This window comes from Nocardia aurantiaca (genome assembly GCF_009708175.1).
Classification (GTDB): Bacteria; Actinomycetota; Actinomycetes; order Mycobacteriales; family Mycobacteriaceae; genus Nocardia; species Nocardia aurantiaca.
Genome location: NZ_WMBB01000003.1, coordinates 259,218 through 279,854, shown reverse-complemented (window position 1 = coordinate 279,854; position 20,637 = coordinate 259,218). Strand labels below are relative to the sequence as shown.

Here is a 20,637-nt window from a genome sequence, read left to right as displayed (position 1 = left end):
GCCCCGGTCACTTCCGACACGTGCATATGGTGGCGGGCATCGGCGACTCGCAGACCAATGAGCTCACCACCGTTGAGGCTCAACGGTTTCGGGTCGGCGCGACGCAAGTCACTCGGTGAAGTCAGGCACAACCGCCGGGCGGATGCGTGCTCGCCCGTCTGGTCGGGCGGGGGTCGGGCTGGTTGGGGTTCATCGCACACCTCCGGTGCTGCGCTGGATGGGATTGGGGTGTGGTGGGCGTTTGCGTCGGGCGAAGGCGAAGTCAGGCAAGGGGAAGCTGCAGACTGCCGGGTGGGGCCGGAGTCGCCTGATTGGCCGTGGCCGGGCCCGATGCCGCTGGTGCGGATCGAGGCAGTGTGGGGCGCGGCGGGTGTTCACAATGACCGGAGGGGATGTCGGGCACCGGAAGCTGCAGACCGCCGGTCGCGGTCGGGGAGGGCGTGGCCGGTCACAGCTGGCTGGGTTGGATACGGTCATGGCGGATCGGGGTGGTGTGGGGTGGGGCGGGTGGCCCGCTGCAGGCCGGGCTGGTGGAAACCGCCGTATAGGCCGGGAGAACGCTGGCAGGTGCCACAGCGAGGCCAGCTCTGCCACAGTCACCACGAACCCCTTGCCGGCGGCTCTGGTCGTGGTCTGCGTGCGGGCGTGGTGGGTGCGGCGTGTGAGCAATCCGTTTCCGCCGGTGACGACCGGGTCGAAGCCAGCAGCGATCTGGTCGACCTCACCGCGTAGGTAGCGGGCGGGCACCGGCGCGGCGACCGCGACCCGTACCGTCACCCGCAGATGCGGGCGGGCGGCTTGCTTGGCCTCGACCTCACGCTGCCAGCGCACGGCTACCGGATCCATGTCCGCGCTCGTGCGAGCGATGTGGCCACGGGAGGCGTAGCCAGAGATGAAGAATCCGGCCGCCTCCCGCATGCTCACCATCACCAGGTTGCACAGCAGCAGTACGGCGTGGGCAGAAAGCGGTTGGGGTGAGCGGGTGCCGCGTTGGGAGGTCACGATCACCTGCACCAGCGCGGTCCGCCCAGTCGACCGCTCGGCGAGCTTGGACAGCACACCGGCGAGCGGGTCGGGATTGTCCACATCGACGACCACGTGTCGGTGTCTGGTGGAGGGTTCGAGCAGCGGTGCCCAGTCCCCGGCCCGCGGCATGATCTCCCGTGCGCACACGGCGCTCCCGCCGGACACGACCGGTGGGGTAGTGGCTTCGACACGGGCACCGGGCCACGCCTCGACAACGCCGTCGGTGACCGCCTGCACCGACAGTCGTGCGATTCGTGCGCTAGCCGGCCGGACTGCTGGGCCGCACTCGGTGTCGGCCGTGGCAGGCCCGCGCGGTCGCATTGGAGTACGCGGCCACCGACACCGGAACACTGGTGGACCGGTAGCGGCGCATCTGCCAGCCCGCAGCCAGCCGCACCGGTACCGAGCAGATGCCGAGCACGCCCAGCACCGGCCACCAGCTACAGTTGCCGCCCCACACCATCAGTGGTGCGTGTGAGAGGAACGCTCACACGTCCTCGATGGTCTGAATAATCATGTCGTCCTCCCAAAGCCATGTGGAACCGAGAGCCGGGTTCACCCTTCTACCGACCGACCCCGCGTCAAGGGCCGAAATCAACACCACCTTCTCGAAAGCTGATCGAAGCCGTCACTTTCTCCACGCGCGGGAAAAGGATCCGGCACCTCCGAGTTCGACCTTCTGTACGAGAAGTTCTTTCTCATCCCTTGCACTAGGGGACTGCATGCGGTGAGCCTGAAAATCGCGTTCACCTCCTCGATCGAGACCGAACTGTTCCCGGGAGCCTGCAGCCTCTTCTAACCAGACAGATGCATCACCTCCCTCCATTTGCGACATGTGCACGCGATCGAATCCGTGCGGCGGCTCCCCGGCGGGTGGGACACCGCGCTGACCTCGGGTCGGACTCAGCACTCTCGTGTGCTGAGGATCCTCGTCCGCCGAAGAGCGGACCGGGCAGCCGTAATGCTGGTCAGGTTGGCTCGAAGCACCCCTCGTTCGCGATGTAGGGTGTGAAAGACCGTGTCAGGATGGAACTCTCATCTGCACACCAGCGTTCGAATCGGGGGCTCATGCGAGGCAACGGGAAGGCGGCGGCCGGTGGTTCGCCGAGAGTTTCGGGCGCGGATGTCGAAGCAGTGCGGGCCATGTTGGCGAAAGAGGTTGCCGTTGCGGCATCGCCCGACGGCTCGCTCTCGGTCGCTGTCGGTGCCGATGGCAAGGTCCATCGATGGGTCGTAACCGATCGCGCGCGCAGTTCCGATCCAGAGCGGGTTGTGGCCACTGTCATCGAGCTGATCGGACAGGCCCGCGCCGCAGCGTACGATGCAGTCCGCGCGGGTCTTGGACGCATAGGCGCAGACGAACCCCATTCTGGTCCAAGTGGTTTCGCGTCTCCCAACGCGAGCGGCACATCCGTCTACGTGGATGCGGTGCAGTACGAGGACTGGCAGCGAGAACAGAGTTTGAACTCGCCCATCCGGAACTCTACAAACTGGTGACGATTCGCGATCGGCGCTCGTTGGCGATGGGAACCACCGGGCCCGTGGTCGAGTTCGCTCGACGCCTTCCCTGGAGGTAGGGTTACGTCTCGTTGGATAGTGGCCGTCAAGGGGGATATGTGACTTCGGAATCGGAGAACTCCACCGAAATATTTCAAGTGGTGCCCGCTGAGGTCACGGATGCGGGCCAGTTCATGCGAATGACAGCCGAAGAATTGATCAATGGCGTGCGGTCCTTGGACAACGAAGTGACTGATCTTCTGAAAACGTGGCGGGGTCGTTCGGCCACCGACTACAGCAACGGTTGGACAGAAGTCCACAAAGGTGCGAACGAGGTGCTTCAGGCATTACAAGACATGGCCGAGTTGCTGGGAGTGGCTGGCACGGTCTTCGCTGACATGGATCAGGACAATGCCAGCGGATTCGGATCGTTGCTCAATCTCCCGCCAGTCTGACCGAAGGAACCCGCATGAGTGATGATTTATCATACCAAGTGAATCTTACCGAGTTGGACGATATTGCCAATCGCCTAAAGGGGTTCGTCGGTTTTCTCTCTGACAGCCTAACTGGACTTGAGCAACGCATCAGCTCGCTACATATGACGTGGACTGGCCCGGCTGCAACGAAACATTCCGATGCGTTCAATAAATGGCTAGCGGGAACGGCTGACGTCTCCGACGGTATCGAGAAGATGCGCCAGGCCGCCGTGGCGGCGCACGGCCGTTACATCTCGGCAATCGAAGCGAATCTAAATATGCTGGGCAGGAAATGACAGCCCCGACTGCGACAATCAATGTGGATCCCAGCGTCTACTATGACGCCGCGACAATCATTAATAAGGCAGGAGCGGCCTACTTCTCAGTATTTCAAACCCAGCTCGGAGTACTCCAAGATACCAAGGAGATGTCCGGTACTGTTGGCGACTGTGCGGAGTGGGGGAAGTCCTACGATCAGAAAGCTGACAGCGCCTATGGCCTGATCTCCAACCTCCTCGCGGCGATCGACAGCTATACGACGATCCTTATTGACGCTGGTTACAACCACGCCGTGGCGGACTATCCGCCCGACAGCGGTTCGCTCGCACCGACGAAACCTGCGACTCCGCAACCAGCAATGTCGGTCTGCCCTCTAATGCCGGCCTCGGCCGGTGGCAAGGGCAACGGACTCATCGATGACGGACTCGATCTGGTGGCCAAGATCGGCGTTCCGGTTCCCGACGGCGACACCGGTAAGCTGCTCAAAGCTGCAGGCGCTTGGACGGAGATGGCCACCTCTGACGCGGCTGTCAAGCTCTCCAGTGAACTGGAACGCGCTGCGGCACTGTTTCAGACGGTGACCGCGCCGGAAGTCGAATTCATCAGCGGCGATATCCGTTCGATGAAAGATGCTGCTGGCGATGTGATCGCTACATGTAATGATATCGCCAAGGCATGCCAGGATCAGAAGATTGCACACGACAATCTTCGGGAAGACCTGAAGCATACCCTCGAAGATTTCCGGGATGAACTGATCAAGGAACTCGCAATCAATGCTGCCGTCAGCGTTGCGTTGTCCTTCGTTACCTTCGGTGTCGGTGCCGCTGTAGGGGTCGCGAGAACTGCCAAATGCCTGGAGAAGTTTGTCAAACTTCTGCGTAAAGTGCTCGATCTAAGGAAGATCAATAAAGCGGTTAGTGTCGAGAAGGAAACCGAACAGACTCGCGCGGAACTGCAACGCATCGCGGACCTCCTGAGCAAGCGCGTTAATGACCTCAAGCAAGCGGCTGAACGCGCGAAGGCCAAGCTCGGCAGTACCATGGAGAAGTATCTACGGCCGAACGAATTGGAGACGGCTAAGCGTCTAGCTGACGATCCGAGGTTCGCTGGGCGAACTTTCGAATCCCCTCCGCCTCCGGACCCCGGTTACGACTGGTACGACGACCTCGGGCGCAAGTATGATGCTTTGGGGCGTGGGGACAAGTCGGAATTCCACAACTTCGAAAAATTCAAAGATTCAATTGATCACCACCTGGTAAAGCAGGGGAACGATTTTACCGTGATCGATATGACGGGGTATACTCCTGAGCAAATCGCAGAGGTTCGGGGCTATGTCGATTCACTGCCGCCGTCATCACAACAAAAGATCATTAGGATGGGATTCTGATGCTATCGGTTCGTTTTGGGTCGGAAAATGAGTGGTGGGTGTCGGGTTCGGTTTTTGATCGGCTCTTCGATGCAGCCATCGGGTATGGGGTTATGCCTGGCGATCTCGAGGATTGGCGCTATGTGGTGGACGCCAACGGCGGGATGGATGTGAACAAGGAGAAACCGCAGGACGCTGGTCGTTTCAAGGACGCACTGCTGGAGTCTGCCCAGCGGGAGTTGAACTCGGTAGAACGGACGCAAGACAATTGGACGTATACTACGTCTCTCGAGAAACTGGTCAAGCTTCTAGGCAAGGATTGAACGACTGCGCACCTTTTGGTTGCGATCCTTATCGTCGACGCAGCTGCTTGTCGCGACAGCGTTGAATCGTCGAAGACCTCCTCTGTCTAAGCGCGATGCCGTCCATGTAGACGGTGTAGATTGCCCACCGAGACTCGGTGGAGCGTACGACCGTCCGCCATCAGCAACGATTCGCCATGCGCTGAAGTCGCCTTCGATGGATTATCGGAGATACCCCAACTAACGGCGACTTCTACAATGACGCAAGTCAATACTGCCGCAACGAACTCGGCCAGTGCGTTCACGTAAACTCCTCAAACTCAATATCTTTCGATGCCGGAAGTCTGGACGGCTTCTTCTCGCCAAGTGGTGGTGGATAATCGGGATTGGCGATCTATTCGGGAGGTCGCTCAGCACCGATACTGTCGGGTGGTCAGTTCGCTCAGTCCCTTCAATCGAGGGTGGTTCAGCGGCAAGACCGCATCCCATTACTCGGCACGTACCGCGTCCCACAGGGGAAGTACCTCGGGAACCATTCGCGCACCTGTGCCAGGTCGGGTTGCGGTGCCGGCGACACCGCCGACACCACCGTCGCGGAGCCTTCGCTGAAGTAGACAGTGCCGGGCGCACCGCCGGGGAAGTCGGCAATCGATTCGTCCGCGCGAACCTGATATGCCGCCCGGTGAGCAGTTGCCTTGTCGGCGAACGACACCATGACGATACGGTCGTCGACGAGTAGTCAATTTGGCTGATAGATCGGCGATCTCGTTGATATGGAACATGTTTCGGTCCAACTATTGGTAGTAACGGCCGCGCGTGGAGAGCGTGCGTCGGCTACGGTCGGTAATCTCCCAGGCACCGCGCCCGCCGCGTCGCCGTCCCACGATCAGCCCGCGCGATGTCAATTTCGACACCGCTTGACGGGTGCGCCACATGGTCAGTTGCGCTGATTGCGTGATCGATTCGATGCCGAGAATCCCGCCGGGCGCGAGCGAAGCTAGCACCGCAGGCTCCGGTGCGGTCGGGTGGCACGCCTACGGTGACCTGATCCCGGCGAACTTCAACCTGTTCGTCGGATTGGAAGCCAGCGCAAGGGAACTGGCCTACTACCAGCCCGTGATCGTGCCCGGAATTTTCCAGACCGCCGACTACGCTCGAACACTGGACCGCCGGTTCTTCCCCCACGAGACCGACACCGAGCTGGACCGCCGTATCGAACTGCGCCAGCAACGCCAGAACGTCATTCTGCGTAAACGGCAGCCCGCCAACTTAATCGCGGTCCTGCACGAGTCCGCGGTACGAACCCGCGTCGGTGATGGCCACATCATGTCAGCACAACTGCGCCGCTTGGCCGACCTCGGCACCCAATCCAACATTGAGGTGTAGTTACTGCCGTATCGGGCAGGGTTTCCGCTAGGAATGCCGCTGCCGTCCTTCATGGTCCTGGATTTTGGCCGTGACCAGCGCGGGAAGGACGTCGAGCCATCAGTGGTGTTTGCCGAGAGCTATACCGGTGCCATGTACTTCGAGCGGGTTGCCGATGTAGGAAGGTTCCGCAAAGCGTTTCAGGAGGTCCTGAAAGCAACTTTGGACGTGCGTCCGACCCGAGATCTGTTGCGAGAGAAAGCAAGGGAGCATGAGAATGACCGCTGATCTGACCGGGGCCACCTGGTTCAAATCGAGCCACAGCTCTGGCGGGCAGGAGTGCGTGGAGGTCGCCTGGCTGGATGCCGGTGCGGTCGGCGTTCGCGACTCGAAGAACCCGACCGGTCCGGCGCTGATCGTCACAGCCGGTGAGTGGGCCGCTTTCACAGCTGGCGTCAAAGGTGGAGAGTTCAACCGCCCCAGCTGATTTCGAGCGTCGTTGAGAAGAATGGATATTCGGCCCCACTTCGATCGAGATGCCGAGGGGGGCGGATCTCATGTCCGGCAGAAGCCTGTGTGCCGGTGGGGCTTTATCCGGTCGAGGCTGTCAGTACGGTCGGCGGCGATATGCAATCCGGCTGCGCGCCACCGTTCCAGCACCCTTGCCTGTAATTGTTCGTCCCGGCGATGCGCTCCAACTCCGCACATGACGCCGTGTAGCCGTCGGCCCGTAGATGCGCATGCAGGGGAGGAGTGAGGCGCAGATCGAGGAGGCCGTGCGGCTGTACTTCGATCAGAAGTGGTCGCTGGTCAGTATCGCCAAGAAGAGCGGGTTGACCATGGGACGGTGTGGAGACGGCGACGGGAGCTTGGTATACGGATGCGAGATCCGCAGGCGCACAAGGACAGGCCGACTCCGAACAGAAACGCCAGCCAGGCAACCCACCGATGCCGACCGCTGCGGGGTCTGCCACAGTTCGACCGTGGCGATCGTCATCATGCCGTCCACGAGCAGCGGCCAGATCCTGGCCGTGGCGTCATCGGCCCCGAACCGCAGCGCGAACTATCGGCCGTGCCGATAGGAAACATACGCAGACCCAAGCACACCAGCGCCACACACGCGCACTGCACCCACAAGCCCCGTTGAGGCGTCATCTGGCGATCCTGGTTACCCGTTGCCATCACCGATCACCACCGTTGGCGATGCGGCGGTGCCCACGGGCTTGATCCGGATCTCCGGCCCGTCCGCGGTCAGGGTGTTCGGGTTGTGGAGCGTCAGCTCCACCAAAGCCCTTCACTTGCGACAGCAGGTGAAGGGCTTTTTTCATACCACCATGAGATGCGGTGTCGTGGGCACATTGTGGGCATTGTCGAAGTTGGCTCGGCCGTACATGGTTCGCTCGATCATGTTGATTCGGTTGACGTCGCCTTCGACTGCGCCGCTGCTCCAGTCGAGAATGAGGCCGCTGCGGACCGCTTCGTAGTCGAGCAGCCATCGTGGGGTGTGTGTTTGGTCGGAACGTGGCTGAGCGCTTCCTCGGCCATGGCGGTGATGGTGAGACTGGGGTTGACGCCCACGTTCGCGGGCACGGCCGATCCGTCGGTGACCAGGAGGTTCTGATATCCGAAGACCCGGCGATGCCGGTCGATCACGCCTCGGCTCGGGTCGGCCCCGATCACGGCACCACCGAGGATGTGGGCGGTGGTGGGTGAGCTGCGCAGGGATTCGACGACCGAGCTCTCGGGGTAGCCGTCCACGTGTCGTGCGGCCAGCGCCGTGAATCGGTTCGCGATCGGTAGGTAGCTGGCCGGCGGCGTGTCGGCGTGGCCGATGGCGGTGGTCATACCGGAGCCGAACCGTTTGGGGCGCAGCTCGAGCGAGCTGTCGAGGCTTTGCATGACGGTGAAGATGACTGTGCGGCGGGACCAGCCGCGGATGCGGGCCGGGTTCAGCCAGCGTGACGGATGGCGGAGCACCTCCCGCATGAACTGCAGGGCCCGTCGTCGACCTCCGGTGAACGGACCGAACGTCAACGCCAAGGCGTCGCCCACCGACGAGTAGGTGTTGTTGGTGACGTGGGTGTGCTCGTCCGGGTGCACGCTCATGGTGATGGTCAGGTCGGTGCTGAGGTCGGCCGAGCGGTCGTGGGCGGTGACGGCGGTGATGGCCTCGCTATTGGTGCGTACGAGGTGCCCGACGCGGTCCGAAAGTCGGGGCAGGGCGCCGGTGGCGCGGGCCCGGGCGAGCAGTTCGGTCGTTCCCATCGCTCCTGCGGCGAGCACGACGCCGCGGGCGTGGACGACTTGGCGGTCACGCCGCGGCCACGCGCCGGAGCGTTCGGTGGTGACGGCGTATCCGTCGGAGCCGTCGGCGGCGCCGAGTGGTCGTATGCCGACGACGGTGCGTTCTGCCTGGACGTCGACTCCGAGTCGTTCGGCGAGGTAGAGATAGTTCTTGACCAGGCTGTTCTTGGCGCCGTGCCGGCAGCCGAGCAAGCACTGGCCACAGCGTAGGCACCCGGTGCGTTCGGGCCCGGCGCCGTCGAAGAACGGGTCCGGCACGGTTTTGCCCGGTGCGCCGAGGAAGACCCCGACCCGCGTGTGGTGCGCGGTCTCGGGCACGCCGAGATCGGCCGCCACAGCGCGCATCATCTGTTCGCTTCGGCCGTCGCTGTCACAGTCCACGACCCCCAGCATGCGCTCGGCGGTGGCGTAGTGCGGGGCGAGAACCGATCGCCAGTCCGCGAGTTCGGCCCACTGCTCGTGTCGGTAGAAGTCGTCCGAGTGCGGCACGTACAGCGTGCTCGCGTACACCAGCGAGCCTCCGCCGACGCCGACCCCGCAGATCACCGACACGTGCTTCATCGGACGTACTTGGAGGATGCCCTTCAGACCGATGCGTGGGGCCCAGAGCATGCGCTCGGCCTGCCAGGTACTCGTGGCGAAGTCCTCGTCACGGTAGCGGCGCCCTTTCTCGAGCACGGTGACGGAATAGCCCTTCTCGGCCAGTCGCAACGCGGCGACGCTGCCCCCGAAGCCGGATCCGATCACGACCCAGTCCCGCATCACCGGACCTCCCGTCGCAGCAGGAACGGTGAGCCGTCGCGCGGAGTGAACGGCAAGCCGAAGGTGAGCCCCAGCACGGTCCCGTCCGCGAGGGTCCGCAGTTCGTCGACCACCCGGCGCCACGGAAAAGGGGCATCCGGCGGATAGGTGAGCACCACGGCCGGCCGGCCGTCCAGGCGCGAGGGACCTACCGTCCCTCTCAGCGCGAGCGTGGTCCGCTCGCCGCGTGGACCGGCGAGGTTGTATCCCGCCAACACTTCGCCCGTTCCGGTGGACCGCAGGTCCTTGCCCCACCAATCCCCCAGGCCGGTGAGCCGGAACGCGAGCGGGGCCACGGCACGCACGAGTACGGGTCCGGTCAGCTCGGCCTCGAGACGTCCCGACACATCCGCGAGGTCGGGACAGGCCGCTGTCCGGAACAGAGCGCGCAACTCTCGGCTGCTGCGTCGTGCGAGGTTGTTGTCCATAGCAGGCAGTGTGCGCACCCTGACTTGCGGGGTCTTGCCCACCAGCGACAGGAATTTACCTTTGGACGACAGCATCGTCGACGCCGCCCGCGCGGCGTACAGCGCTCGGGGTGGCCCCGAACCACCGCAGGCAGCACCGCGTCAGCGCCGACTGCTCGGCCAGTCCGACCGCGGTAGTCACGCGCGAGAGGGCCAGATCGGAGTCGATCAGGTGGCGTAGTGCGGCGTCGCGGCGGGCGGCGTCCAGAATCTGAGCGTAGGACGTGCCTTCTGCCACGAGCCGGCGCTGCAACGTACGCGCGTGGATACCGAAGGTTGCCGCGACAGCAGCCAGCTCGATCGCACCGTTGCCCAGCGCCTGGTCGAGGTAGCCGCGGACCCGGGGTACATACGCCTGATGCGGGTCGGGATATCGCACCGTGAGGTAGTCCAAGGCGAGCTGTCTGAGCAGCGGATTCGCCGCCGTCATCGACAACGCCAACCCCTCGGCCGGCAACCTCAGGGTGGCCGTGGGCCGACCGAATCGGACGGGGGCCCCGAAGCACTCCGCGTACCGCTCGGGCGGGCTGAGCCGAGAATGCGGGAAGTCCACGCCGATCGGCCCCGCCGCCGCACCGATGTCGAGCCGGCCCACCCGATGGGCCACGAGCAGCGCCATTTCGACGACCTGACGCGTCGGTGGGGGCGAGTTCAGCGAGTACCGTAGGCCGACCACGTCCGGGCTCCCGTCCGGATCATCGGTCAGCGTGAAGGACACTGCCGGGCTGTGCACGAACATGAACCGAGACGCACTCTCGACAGCTTCACGCAATGTCGCCGAGTGCAGCATCACCACCGCGAGCGGGCCGAGAATCGAGATGTCCTGGTGCTCAGCGACTCGCAATCCGATGTCGGGGACCTTCAACTCCGCGGATGCGTGTTCCAACAGCCGCACCAGGCTGTGATGGGAAATGACGGCGTCCTCGGAATCCAGCAGCGCGGGTTCGATCCCCACGCGCGCGAGCAGAGCGGCGAGATCACCGCCACACTCGGCGATCACGCTGCTGAAACCACGAAGCGCGGCAGCCCGGACCACATCGCTCATGTCGCGCAAGGATAAATCATGTGGTGCAGCGTATTTGTCGGATTTCGAAGCGCTGGCGGCGGCAGCTCGTAGGTTCTCATTCTGGTCCTCGTCGCGCGAGCCCTTCGACCGGCTGCGGGCTGCGTCAATTCCGGTGCGATGAGCGGCGACAAACTACACGTCCTGATGTCGCTGGCGGTCCACCACACGCACTGGATCAGCTTGGGTCGGCCACTGGTTGGAGCAGCACCCGATCCAGCCGCCAGGATCTCAACAGGCTCGGGTTCTGGCTCGGCACGGGCGCTCAGGTTCCCGGGGCGTGGCATTCTCCCGGATGCGCAGGGCTTTTGAGTTCGTTCCGAGGGGAAGTTGTCGAGTGCGGGGTCGATGACGGTGTCGTCGTTGGGCACGAAACGTCACAAGCCGAACATTCCCAGAGGTAATCACCCATTGGGGTGCATCGGCAGTTCAGTTCCTGATCGGGCGAAGGCAGGCACATCCCGCCGGACCAGCCAGGAGAATCTCGCCGGTCGATGTGATCGCGATGCTCTGCACAACGCTGCCGATAACGATTGGCATCGATGTTCTGATGTCGCGTGCGAGGTCGTCCCATACTCTCAGCGTTCCGTCGGTAGCTGCTGTGACGAGGACCGGTCGGTCTGCCACTGTTCCGATCGCCATAGAGGTGATCGCACCGGTGTGGCCTTCCAAGGGAGGCTGGCGTAGAGCACCTTCGGTTGCATCCCAGATCCGAATCGTCCGATCGTTGCTGCCGCTTACGACGGTGACGCTGCCGTCGACGGATAAAGCGGATACGGCGCGGATCCAGTCATGGTGTCCACACATCGCCGGACCGTGTGGGCGCATGGTCGCGAGGTCCCATGTCCTAACGGTTCGATCGTTGCTCGCGGTGATCGCGACCGCTGCCCCCGCGTGCCGACTGATGGCCAGCGCGTTGATTGCGCCCTTGTGTGCTCGGTCCACCGCGCCCCGCGACGTTCCGTCATCGAGACGCCAAAGTCGAATGGCGCGGTCGTCGCCGACCGAAATGATCGTCTCCACCCCGAGATCCACCACTGCCAGGCCGTTCACTTTGCCTTTGTGCGCAGTTCGTATCGTGGTGAGCAAATCCCGACCGGCCAGGTTCCAGACCTCGATCGTGCCATTGCGATTGCCGGTGACGGCAATGGGCCCGAAACGACTCTGCGCGACGGTGACAGCCTGCAACCCGCTATCACTCGCCATATTCGGGCCGAAGGTCTGCCCTAGATCGGTGTCCCACACCTGAAGCGTTCGATCGTTGCTCACGGTGATCGCAATGCGCTTGTGACCGGAATCCCCCACCGCGATGGCATTGATCCCGCCGGAATGCGCCAGACCTTCCACAGACCGCCGCGGTTCTTCGGCGGTGAGGTCCCAGAGTCGAACCGTTCGGTCATTGGAGGTCGTGATGGCCGTAGGGCGGCCGTGCACATCGGCCAGTGCCACGTCGGTGATCTTCGTACGATGCCCCGTGCGGGCTAGTCCGATCTCTTTGCGGGTCAACAGATTCCACATCCGAACGGTACGATCGTTGCTTGCGGACACCGCGATCGGAGTATTGTTCAGTCGACCGACGGCAACACCGTTCACCCATCCCTGATGTCCGCGTAGCGATTTCGAGACGAGTGTGTCTGCGGTCCAGGTCCAATACCTGAGAGTGCCATCGGTGGCGCCGCTGACCACAGCGATTCCATCCGGATCCGTTACTACCGCCAGGCAGTTGATGGTTCCACTATGCCCCTCGCCCGCATCGCTCAGGGGAACACACGTTTTCGCGTCCCAGCAGCGCAGGGTCCGGTCCGCTCCGGCGCTGAATACAACGCACCGATTGTCGATGGTTGCGGAGGCGACTGCATTCACGGAGCCGGTATGGTCTGTGAACGGTTCAGCGAGAGGGGTGCCGGAAAGCAGATCCCGGATCAAGACGGTGCCATCGGCTGACCCAGCGATCACCACTGTGTTGCCGTCGATTTCGGCGCAAGCGATGGTATTGACCGGACCTGATCGTGGCGTCGAGGGGGCGCCGATTGCCATACCGGTAAGCAGGTCGCGGACGCGGACGGTTCCATCGCTCGAACCCGTTATCACGACCGGGCATTCGTTGAGTTCGGCGCAGGCGATCGCGGTGACCGGGCCTACGTGTCCGGCCCATGGATCGCCGATCATCGTGCTCGAGTGCAGATCCCAGATACTGACACTTCCATCAGCGCAACCGATGATCGCTACGGGGAACTCCCCGAGTTCGCTGACCGCGATCGCGGTCGTGCCGGCCTCATGATCGGGCAGACAGCGATGCCTTCCCGGTGGCTTCCATTGTGTCCATTTGACTTCCCACTCCATCTCGCTTGTCGCGGCGAGTTCCTCGGCGAGGAAGTCGACGCCATACAGCTTCGCGGTGACGCCGAGTACTGTTGCACGTCTGCTCTCATCGGCGTCTCGCATACCGTGTGAGGACAATTCGTAGACATGTGCGGCCGCGAGCGCTTTGGGGTCGCGGAGATCCTGGAGCAGGGGGATCGTATGTTCGGGATCGGTCATCAATAGGAAGCCTGCGTCGACGACCAGCTCGTCCAGCCGCTGTGCCTTTGCTGCGTGTCGCGCGAGATTTGCGCGCGAATAGGCATCACAGGCACGCCATTCCAGGTGGCCGGATCCATTGAGAATCAACCGATTCGACAGAACGTCGAGAATGCCGGACTGCGCCGCCACGGTGGATCCGTGTAAACGCGCCGCGTCGTCTCGGAGATATTCGGCAAGCGCTTCGTGGAAGAGGGACCACGACGGCCGTTGTGTGAACTCGACAGATCGGAGCAGGGCGAGGGCAGGCGTGTTGTCCCGCAGTTTGCGCACATCGACTGCCTCGTAACGGCCGACTCCGAGCTGCGTTGCCAATTCGGCCCAGAGGTCATCATCATTGAGGCCCTCGCCTTCGGCGAAAGCCAAGGGGCGCAGGAGATCTCTCACCCATTGAGCGCAGGCTTCGGGTGCAGCCGCGAGGATTCCATTGCGATGCATCGATTGGCCTGCGGAGGCAAGGTATCGCTCCATTGCGTCGGCCACGGTGGACGGGAAGGCGCCGACGGAATACGGGTCTATGACGTCGTCGCGCTGGATCAGGTCGAGCGCGACCAACTGAGCGATCAAGAAGCTGTTGCCTGCCCGATCGGCGGCTTCGTGTCCGATCGCCTTGGCTAGCTCGATCCGCCCGCGATACGGGGTGTCGGCAGTGGGATCGCTTTCGCCGAGCAGGTAGCTGGTGATGTACGCGCTCACCTCGTCGGAGGAGAAGTACTCCGCGTTGTCCAAGTCGATGCGCAGGTTGGACGCCCGAAGGAAAGGAAGTAGTTCCCGCCGTGTGCCGAGTACCAGTCGGATCCCGGGGCGAATGTTGTTGCGGATGAGCGGGATCAACAACTCCCGGACCAGCTCCCTGGGCTGTGCTGCCTCGTCGAGTGCGTCGATGACGACAACAGCGGGCTCACCGCGTCGGTCCAGTAAGTCGATCAGGTCCTCGGTGTCCGAAACATGTTCTGCTCCTAGCGCATCGCCGATCAGTTTGGTTATGTGCGCGGTCGACTTGCCAGCCGCATGCACTGCGGCGTCGACTTGGCCGACGGCGGCGACCGTTCCGACCGCAGCATCGTCGAGGACTCGCGGCGGGATCATCGCCCGATATTCGGGGTCTGTCGGCACGATGAGCCGTGATAGCACCGCTGACTTACCGGATCCTGGATCGCCCGTGACGATTGCCGCTCCACGCGCGGTGCCGGACGCGGTTTCGATCCAGGTCACCAATTCACGAAGGGCCCGAACCCTGCCGGTGAAGTACCATCCTGCGTGAGTGGACCTTTCGACACCGCGACTGCGTGGTTCCCAATGTCGGCGGAACGCGGGATCCAGGTGCCAAGTCGCACATGCGGTGGGCGTCGCCGAGGCGACGCCCACCGCGGCGGATCGGTTTCGTGCGGCGAGTTCCTCCCGGAAGTACCCCAGTGCCTCGGTGTAGTCGTCCGATCCGCCGCCGAGTGCGGAGACGAGAAGCTTCAACTGCTGTTCGTCCGCAGGTAGGCAACCCTGCACTCCACGCAGCAAACTGTTCACCCGAGATCGGGCCGTGAGTCCCATTCGTTCGGCGATCTGCTGGGCTGACTGCATACCGTTCTCGGCGTGGACTTGATCGAGTATCTCGAGTAGTCGGCGGTGTGGACCTGTGGCAGGCCAGCTCGACCGGTTCACCCTCTTGCCGCGGCCCATTCGACGTCTCCATGCCAGATGCTCTGTGTACTGGATGTTCTCATACGTTCTCCGGCTGTTCTGCCTTTCCCGCGCGAGCCTGTCCACCGACCAGCAACGTTGCCGGCGCGCCGCGTACCGAAGACATCGGAGAACACTTTCGATCGCGATTCTTCTGCATTCTGGCAACGCTCGCGGGAACCCGGCCGGATCCCTTGGAACTCGAAAGGGAGCTATTCCATGCAGGAAGCTACTGCATATCTGATGGTGACGGCCGCTGGCCTCAATCTCGTTGCCGCTACAGCGACACTCGGTGCCGCAATCATGAACATGGCTGCGATCCGTCGGAGGACCGGCCCGGATAAGAGCTGAGGCGGCGGTCTGGCAAACCGGGCAGTGGGTGGTACCCACTGCCCGGTTTTCTTTTGCGGCGAGGTTGGTGAGTATCCGCCGCCACAGGGGAGGGTTGGTGGGCGGTCGGGGCGAGCAGGGTTGCGATGGCGGCGCCGATGGAGATTGAGTTGTCGGGTACCGGGCTGATGGTGGGGCCCAGACGCAACTGGCCTTGGATCGTGCCCGGGTGCGCTGGCCGCGGCTCGGGGAAGACCGATGATCCCGGACTCCATTGGAGCCCGGGATCTGGTTTCTCGGTCAGGAGACGGGTAGTGGGTCCGGGCGGGTGGCGCCGGTCGTGGCGGTGATGCCGACGGCGGTGAGAAGTGCTGTGAGGGTGAGGATTACGGCGCTGATCAGGTAGGTGAGTTGGAAGCCCTGAGTCAGGGCCTGCTCGGGGGAGGCGCCCGCGGCGAGTTGGGTGCTGCGGTGGTGGAGTGCGATGGTGCTCAGGACGCCCAGGCCCAGTGCGCCGCCCAGTTGCTGGGTGGTCGTGACGAAGCCGGAGGCCAGACCGGTGATATCGGCATGGGTCTCGCCTACGGCGGCGATGGTGATGGAGACGAAACCGAGTCCCATGCCGAAGCCGGCGGTGAGCATGCCGGGGAGGAGGGCGGGGTAGTGGGCGGTGGCGGGGACTCGGGAGAGCAGCAGCATGCCGACGGCGCCGGAGGCCATGGCGGCGACCAGGATCGGGCGGACGCCGAGGTTGGGGACGAGGGCGGCGGCGGTGGCAAAACCGGCTATGACCAAGGCGCAGAAGGGGAGCCAGGCCAGGCCGGTCCGGAGGGGAGTGAAGTGGAGGACCTGTTGGAGGTGCAGGGTCAGGAAGAACAGCATCGACAGGATGGCCGAGCAGAAGAGGATGTTCGCGGTGTTGGCGACGGCGCGGTCGCGGTCGCGGAAGAAGCTGAGGGGAATCATCGGGACACGGGAACGCCCGGCGCGCAGAAGGAATGCGGCCAGCAGGGTCAGACCCAGGGCGATCCGGGCGGCGGTGGCGAGGCCGGAGGAGTGACCGCTGTCGATGAGGCCGAGGTCGAGGGCGGCGATCGCGCTGGTGATCAGGGCCGCGCTGAGGCCGTCGAGGCGGATGCCGGTACGGGCCGCACGGCGGTCGGGGAGCAGCCGGTGCGCCAGGACGAGGGCTAGGACCGCAACCGGCACATTGATGAGGAAACACCAACGCCACCCGGCATATTCGGTCATGACACCCGAGAGGACCACTCCGAGGGTTGCCGCGAGCCCGCCCAGCCCGGCCCAAATGCCCAGGGCGCGACTGCGTTCGCGCGGGTCGGTGAAGAGGGTCGCGACAATGCTGAGCGCGGCGGGACTGGCGAAGGCCCCGCCGATCCCCTGACCCGCCCGGCTTGCGATGAGGATGGCCGAGTTCTGGGCCAGACCGGTGGCCAGCGACGACAGGCCGAAGACGGTCACGCCGATCAGGAAGACGTGCTTGCCGCCGAACAGGTCCGCGCTGCGTCCCCCGACCAGCAGGAAACCGCCGAATAGCAGCAGGTAGGCATTGATGATCCAGGTGAGGTCCGTTTCGGACATATGCAGATGTCGCTGGATGGTGGGAAGGGCGACATTCACGATGGTGTCGTCGAGATTGAGCATCATCTGGACCGAGCAGAGCAGGCCCAGGGTCAGGTAGCGCAGGGTGGCCCGGTTTGCCTCGGGTGGTGCGGGTGTCATTACTCTCCATTTATTGGTGGTGTACCACTAATGAATGAGAGTGTGCGTCCAAAGCTGTTGGTGGTCAACCACTAATTTCAATAGGGCCGATAGGGTGGGCGGATGATCGACGAGCAGCGCCAGCCCACCACCGCGGAACTGGTCGATGTGCTGCAACGTGCGGTAGCACTGGTGCGAAACCATTTCGCGGTCAACACAACCAGGCTCGGAGTCACCCCGGTGCAGGCCAAGGCGCTCGGGCACCTCGCGGAGCCGCTGACACTCAAGGAACTGTCCGCACGGCTCGGGGCAGACCTGTCCAACACGGCCACCTCCGTTGACCGGCTCGAATCACAGGGCTTGGTGCAGAAGCAGATTCACCCGGCCGACCGCCGCGCCCGCCTGGTGACACTCACACCGGCGGGCGAGGCGCTCCGCGTGCAGCTGGAGGAGCAGGTCTTCGGCTCGGTACCCGCGTTGGCCGTACTCGACGCCGAACAGCAGCGCGAGCTCTACGCGCTGCTGGAACTAGTGGTGTCTCACTAGGGCTCAGCCGGGCTGGGCCGTCGGGGCCGGGTTGAGGAGACCGTCCGCCGCGCCGACCGCGGCTCCGATCCCCGCGCCCAGGGCGGCGAAGGGCGCCGCGATCACGGCGTAGCCGATGGCCGAGCTGATGACCGGAACGACCACCAGGCCGATCGGGGCGAAGGGAAGTCCGGCGATCAGACCCGAGACGACTCCGATCAGCGCACCGGTCCAGGCGATCGGGCTGGCCAGGGCGGCTCCGGCTGCCGCGCCGATCGTCGCGTCACCAAGGACGGCCTTCGAGACGCTGGTGGCGCGGGCGTGGTCGAGCCCCGCCGCTTCGAGCGACTGCGCCAGCGCGGTTTCCGCGCCCATGGTGGCGGCATTGATCTGCTGTGTCTGGTCGGGGGTCAGGAAGAAAGGCTGGTCGAGCCGGAGAGTGCCGATGTGAATCGCCGAGTCTGGAATATCCGTGGTCGGCTGGGTGGCCGCGGGCGGTGCGTCCTCGGCTGACGCGGGTGTCACTCCCAGAAGAACGAGTGAGAGTGGAAGAGCCCCCGCGACGGCGAACCGGGCGGCACGCCGACACAGGGGACGAACCGATCTGGTGGGCTGGATTGTGCCCATAGAGAACCTCATTCCGAAACGACAATGACTTCGCATCGAGATTCGAAACCGGAACGCCTTCGGATCGATCCCGACCGTGGGGTTTGTGGGCGGAGTTCGACGATGGGGTCTACGGGGAGAGATTGGGGGCCATACCGTACTGGAGGTCGTCGGACAGGGCCGCGGCGACCGGTACGCCGAGACCGTGGCCGCGGCGCCGGGCGTCAGCGGCTTCACCGTCCACAACCGCCCCAACCGTGAGCACGCCTGGATCCACCGGTCAGGCGGCCGGACTCTGTATATCTTCAACAAGATGTTGACGAGCTGTTGCGGCCCGTGACACTAGTTTTCGAGTGGCGGGATCACCCTTCCGCCATCCGAGGGAGGTAGCGCCGATGGTGACGTTGAGCGAATTCAATACGACAGCCGGTGAACAACTCCGGCCGGACCTGCTGACCTGCTGTGATGTGCCCGCCTGGGCCGACGCCGTGCTGGCGGCCAGGCCCTATGCCGATATCGACAGTGTGCTCGCCCGGGCCGCCGAGCTCGCCGGCGCCCTGGACGCCGCGGACGTGGACCGCGCGCTGGCCGCGCACCCCCGCATCGGCGAGCGGGTGTCCGGCGTCGACACCGGCTCCGCGTGGTCGCGACAGGAGCAGGCCGGAGTCGGCCAGGACGCGGCCATCGCCGCGCAGTTGCTGGACGGCAACCGCGCCTACGAGCAGCGTTTCGGCCGGGTCTTCCTGATCTGCGCCACCGGGCTGTCGGCCGAGCGAATTCTGGCGAGCCTGTACCAGCGCCTCGGCAACGACGACGCCACCGAGGCGGCCGTGGTGGCCGAGGAGCTGCGCAAGATCGCGGTTCTGCGACTGCGAAAGGTGTTCGAGCAGTGAGCACCATTACGACGCACATCCTGGACTCCGCGCTGGGCAAGCCCGCGGCCGGCGTCGAGGTGCGGCTGGAGCAGGTCGGCCCGGAGCTGCGGGTGCTGGCCGCGGGCAAGACCGATGACGACGGCCGGGTCCGCGATCTCGGCCCCGAGGGGCTCGAGGCCGGTGTCTACCGCCTCACCTTCGACATCGAAAGCTATGCCGCCGCAACGAATCAGACCTACTTCTACCCGTCGGTCTCCATTAGCTTCAAGGTCGCCGGGGAGGCGGGCGAGCACTACCACGTGCCCCTGCTCATGAGCCCCTTCGCCTATTCCACCTATCGAGGAAGCTGAACTCTTCGCCGTGTCGTCCGTTCGTCAGGACTTGTTGCCGCCCAGGCTGAATCGCGCACCGGTGGCATCGGCCACCGCCGCGAGCCGGCCGTACGGGGTGTCCTCCGGCGGCCGCACCACGGTGCCACCCAGCTCGGCCACCTTGCGCACGCTGAGATCGACATCCTCGACCCCGAAGTAGACGGTCCAGTACCCCGGCACGCCCGGCGGCAGGAAGCTGGTCGAGTCCATCACGCCGCCCAGCATCGGGGTGACGGAATGGATTGTGGTGTACCGGAATTCGGGAGTGTCGGCAATGGTGAACGGATCCTTCCAGCCGAACGCCTCGCGGTAGAACGTCAGCGCGTCGTCGTAGCCGCGGGTATGCAACTCGAACCACGAGGGCGCTCCCACGTGCCCCTCCCAGTGCCCATCGCCCACCACACCACGCTGCTCGAAGCCGGCCATGGTGCCTGCCTCCCAGACACCGATGCCGACCCCGCCGTTGTCCCCGAACACGCCGAACCTTCCGACATCGCCGACCGCCGTGACCGGCACCGCGGTCATACCGCCCGCCGCCATCACCGCCGCGGCGGTCGCCTCCGCGTCCGGGCTGGCCAGGTAGACGGTCCATTGATCGGGCCCGCTGTTCCCGTCATTGCGCATGCCGCCCGCGACGGCCCGGCCGTCCTTGCGGAAGGTGATGTAGTCGCCGTGCTCGGGTGCGATATCCGCGGTCCAGCCGAACAATTCGCCGTAGAAGGCGATCGCGCCGTCGGTATCGGTGGTGAAGAGATCGGTCCAGACCGGATCGCCCGGCTGCGTTGCGTAGTCCATGATCAACTCCTCGAATCGGTATTCGGTCCCCCGGGAATGCAGACGATGCGGCCCCCGGAAACTCATCGCAAGAGCAACCCCGGCTCGTCGTCGAGTTGTTGTGTCATCGAGATCGAATCCACTCTACTGGCGGTGGAGGCGTCGACTCCGGTGTCCGAGGGCCGCGCGGATCCGGCATGACGATTGTCATGCCCGGGGGGTGATGGTTGGCAG

At 64.1% G+C, this 20,637-nt stretch carries 20 protein-coding genes and 1 pseudogene; 10 read left to right on the top strand and 11 right to left on the bottom strand.

Annotation, left to right across the window (positions count from 1 at the left end; all coding sequences use genetic code 11):
• Positions 1 to 189 precede the first annotated feature (189 nt).
• Both GLP40_RS07490 and GLP40_RS07485 read right to left on the bottom strand, forming a co-directional pair.
• Positions 190 to 1,191, bottom strand: a complete 1,002-nt coding sequence (locus tag GLP40_RS07490) for a hypothetical protein (protein ID WP_154787105.1) — start codon at positions 1,189 to 1,191, stop codon at positions 190 to 192.
• Positions 1,192 to 1,285: 94 nt separating this feature from the next.
• Positions 1,286 to 1,489, bottom strand: a complete 204-nt coding sequence (locus GLP40_RS07485) for a hypothetical protein (RefSeq protein WP_154787104.1) — start codon at positions 1,487 to 1,489, stop codon at positions 1,286 to 1,288.
• A gap of 680 nt (positions 1,490 to 2,169) precedes the next feature.
• Here GLP40_RS07485 and GLP40_RS07480 point away from each other — a divergent pair.
• From GLP40_RS07480 to GLP40_RS07460, 5 genes are all read left to right on the top strand, one after another.
• A complete protein-coding gene (locus GLP40_RS07480) occupies positions 2,170 to 2,523 on the top strand; it encodes a hypothetical protein (protein ID WP_154787103.1) in 354 nt (117 codons plus the stop codon).
• 119 nt (positions 2,524 to 2,642) lie between these two features.
• Positions 2,643 to 2,978, top strand: a complete 336-nt coding sequence (locus GLP40_RS07475) for a WXG100 family type VII secretion target (protein ID WP_196054566.1) — start codon at positions 2,643 to 2,645, stop codon at positions 2,976 to 2,978.
• A 14-nt stretch (positions 2,979 to 2,992) separates the two neighbouring features.
• Positions 2,993 to 3,295, top strand: a complete 303-nt coding sequence (locus tag GLP40_RS07470; protein WP_154787101.1) for a WXG100 family type VII secretion target — start codon at positions 2,993 to 2,995, stop codon at positions 3,293 to 3,295.
• Positions 3,292 to 4,665 (top strand): hypothetical protein, encoded by a 1,374-nt coding sequence (locus GLP40_RS07465; protein ID WP_154787100.1) that lies wholly within the window; start codon positions 3,292 to 3,294, stop codon positions 4,663 to 4,665. Before GLP40_RS07470 ends, GLP40_RS07465 begins: the two co-directional genes overlap by 4 nt.
• Positions 4,665 to 4,967: a hypothetical protein gene (locus GLP40_RS07460; RefSeq protein WP_154787099.1), complete on the top strand. Its 303-nt coding sequence runs from the start codon at positions 4,665 to 4,667 to the stop codon at positions 4,965 to 4,967. The genes GLP40_RS07465 and GLP40_RS07460 overlap by 1 nt, the downstream gene beginning before the upstream one ends.
• A 445-nt stretch (positions 4,968 to 5,412) precedes the next feature.
• On the opposite strand, the gene GLP40_RS07455 is transcribed toward GLP40_RS07460, so the two are convergent.
• Positions 5,413 to 5,661, bottom strand: a complete 249-nt coding sequence (locus tag GLP40_RS07455) for a hypothetical protein (RefSeq protein WP_154787098.1) — start codon at positions 5,659 to 5,661, stop codon at positions 5,413 to 5,415.
• A gap of 218 nt (positions 5,662 to 5,879) precedes the next feature.
• On the opposite strand from GLP40_RS07455, the pseudogene GLP40_RS33660 reads away from it, so the two are divergent.
• Positions 5,880 to 6,599: pseudogene (locus tag GLP40_RS33660) on the top strand (DUF5753 domain-containing protein).
• The gene (locus GLP40_RS07440; protein WP_154787095.1) at positions 6,589 to 6,798 is read left to right on the top strand and encodes a DUF397 domain-containing protein; all 210 of its coding nucleotides are present in this window, start codon (positions 6,589 to 6,591) and stop codon (positions 6,796 to 6,798) included. Before GLP40_RS33660 ends, GLP40_RS07440 begins: the two are co-directional and overlap by 11 nt.
• Positions 6,799 to 7,715: 917 nt before the next feature.
• On the opposite strand, the gene GLP40_RS07435 is transcribed toward GLP40_RS07440, so the two are convergent.
• From GLP40_RS07435 to GLP40_RS07415, 5 genes are all read right to left on the bottom strand, one after another.
• Entirely contained in the window at positions 7,716 to 9,377 is a 1,662-nt protein-coding gene (locus GLP40_RS07435; protein ID WP_154787094.1) for an FAD-dependent oxidoreductase, read from the bottom strand.
• Positions 9,377 to 9,844 (bottom strand): hypothetical protein, encoded by a 468-nt coding sequence (locus GLP40_RS07430; protein ID WP_154787093.1) that lies wholly within the window; start codon positions 9,842 to 9,844, stop codon positions 9,377 to 9,379. Before GLP40_RS07430 ends, GLP40_RS07435 begins: the two co-directional genes overlap by 1 nt.
• 55 nt (positions 9,845 to 9,899) lie before the next feature.
• Entirely contained in the window at positions 9,900 to 10,928 is a 1,029-nt protein-coding gene (locus GLP40_RS07425) for an AraC family transcriptional regulator (protein WP_154787092.1), read from the bottom strand.
• 447 nt (positions 10,929 to 11,375) lie between these two features.
• Positions 11,376 to 14,741: a hypothetical protein gene (locus tag GLP40_RS34730; RefSeq protein ID WP_196054565.1), complete on the bottom strand. Its 3,366-nt coding sequence runs from the start codon at positions 14,739 to 14,741 to the stop codon at positions 11,376 to 11,378.
• Between the two features lie 1,092 nt (positions 14,742 to 15,833).
• Positions 15,834 to 17,273: an MFS transporter gene (locus tag GLP40_RS07415; protein ID WP_154787090.1), complete on the bottom strand. Its 1,440-nt coding sequence runs from the start codon at positions 17,271 to 17,273 to the stop codon at positions 15,834 to 15,836.
• Positions 17,274 to 17,375: 102 nt separating this feature from the next.
• On the opposite strand from GLP40_RS07415, the gene GLP40_RS07410 reads away from it, so the two are divergent.
• Entirely contained in the window at positions 17,376 to 17,798 is a 423-nt protein-coding gene (locus GLP40_RS07410) for a MarR family winged helix-turn-helix transcriptional regulator (RefSeq protein ID WP_154787089.1), read from the top strand.
• A 3-nt stretch (positions 17,799 to 17,801) separates the two neighbouring features.
• On the opposite strand, the gene GLP40_RS07405 is transcribed toward GLP40_RS07410, so the two are convergent.
• On the bottom strand, positions 17,802 to 18,302 hold the full coding sequence (locus tag GLP40_RS07405; protein ID WP_154787088.1) for a hypothetical protein: 501 nt from the start codon (positions 18,300 to 18,302) through the stop codon (positions 17,802 to 17,804).
• A gap of 211 nt (positions 18,303 to 18,513) precedes the next feature.
• Entirely contained in the window at positions 18,514 to 18,648 is a 135-nt protein-coding gene (locus GLP40_RS34370) for a hypothetical protein (RefSeq protein ID WP_268867076.1), read from the bottom strand.
• A 130-nt stretch (positions 18,649 to 18,778) separates the two neighbouring features.
• Here GLP40_RS34370 and uraD point away from each other — a divergent pair, with 130 nt between their 5' ends.
• Together uraD and uraH are read left to right on the top strand one after the other, a co-directional pair.
• Positions 18,779 to 19,276 carry a 2-oxo-4-hydroxy-4-carboxy-5-ureidoimidazoline decarboxylase gene (gene uraD, locus GLP40_RS07400; protein ID WP_154787087.1) on the top strand — a complete coding sequence of 166 codons (498 nt, stop codon included), beginning with the start codon at positions 18,779 to 18,781 and terminating at the stop codon, positions 19,274 to 19,276.
• Positions 19,273 to 19,608, top strand: coding sequence for a hydroxyisourate hydrolase (gene uraH, locus GLP40_RS07395; protein ID WP_328289824.1), 336 nt, complete (start codon positions 19,273 to 19,275; stop codon positions 19,606 to 19,608). The genes uraD and uraH overlap by 4 nt, the downstream gene beginning before the upstream one ends.
• Before the next feature lie 24 nt (positions 19,609 to 19,632).
• Here the strand turns inward: uraH and GLP40_RS07390 are convergent, their stop codons facing one another.
• The gene (locus GLP40_RS07390; protein WP_154787086.1) at positions 19,633 to 20,424 is read right to left on the bottom strand and encodes a VOC family protein; all 792 of its coding nucleotides are present in this window, start codon (positions 20,422 to 20,424) and stop codon (positions 19,633 to 19,635) included.
• Between the last annotated feature and the right edge of the window lie 213 nt (positions 20,425 to 20,637).

Coding starts and splice junctions, on each gene's coding strand:
- GLP40_RS07485 (WP_154787104.1), bottom strand. CDS start 1,489: ATGGTGTGGGGCGGCAACTGTAGCTGGTGGCCGGTGCTGGGCGTGCTC.
- GLP40_RS07480 (WP_154787103.1), top strand. CDS start 2,170: ATGTTGGCGAAAGAGGTTGCCGTTGCGGCATCGCCCGACGGCTCGCTC.
- GLP40_RS07470 (WP_154787101.1), top strand. CDS start 2,993: ATGAGTGATGATTTATCATACCAAGTGAATCTTACCGAGTTGGACGAT.
- GLP40_RS07465 (WP_154787100.1), top strand. CDS start 3,292: ATGACAGCCCCGACTGCGACAATCAATGTGGATCCCAGCGTCTACTAT.
- GLP40_RS07460 (WP_154787099.1), top strand. CDS start 4,665: ATGCTATCGGTTCGTTTTGGGTCGGAAAATGAGTGGTGGGTGTCGGGT.
- GLP40_RS07455 (WP_154787098.1), bottom strand. CDS start 5,661: ATGGTGTCGTTCGCCGACAAGGCAACTGCTCACCGGGCGGCATATCAG.
- GLP40_RS07440 (WP_154787095.1), top strand. CDS start 6,589: ATGACCGCTGATCTGACCGGGGCCACCTGGTTCAAATCGAGCCACAGC.
- GLP40_RS07435 (WP_154787094.1), bottom strand. CDS start 9,377: ATGCGGGACTGGGTCGTGATCGGATCCGGCTTCGGGGGCAGCGTCGCC.
- GLP40_RS07430 (WP_154787093.1), bottom strand. CDS start 9,844: ATGGACAACAACCTCGCACGACGCAGCAGCCGAGAGTTGCGCGCTCTG.
- GLP40_RS07425 (WP_154787092.1), bottom strand. CDS start 10,928: ATGAGCGATGTGGTCCGGGCTGCCGCGCTTCGTGGTTTCAGCAGCGTG.
- GLP40_RS07415 (WP_154787090.1), bottom strand. CDS start 17,273: ATGACACCCGCACCACCCGAGGCAAACCGGGCCACCCTGCGCTACCTG.
- GLP40_RS07410 (WP_154787089.1), top strand. CDS start 17,376: ATGATCGACGAGCAGCGCCAGCCCACCACCGCGGAACTGGTCGATGTG.
- uraD (WP_154787087.1), top strand. CDS start 18,779: ATGGTGACGTTGAGCGAATTCAATACGACAGCCGGTGAACAACTCCGG.
- GLP40_RS07390 (WP_154787086.1), bottom strand. CDS start 20,424: ATGGACTACGCAACGCAGCCGGGCGATCCGGTCTGGACCGATCTCTTC.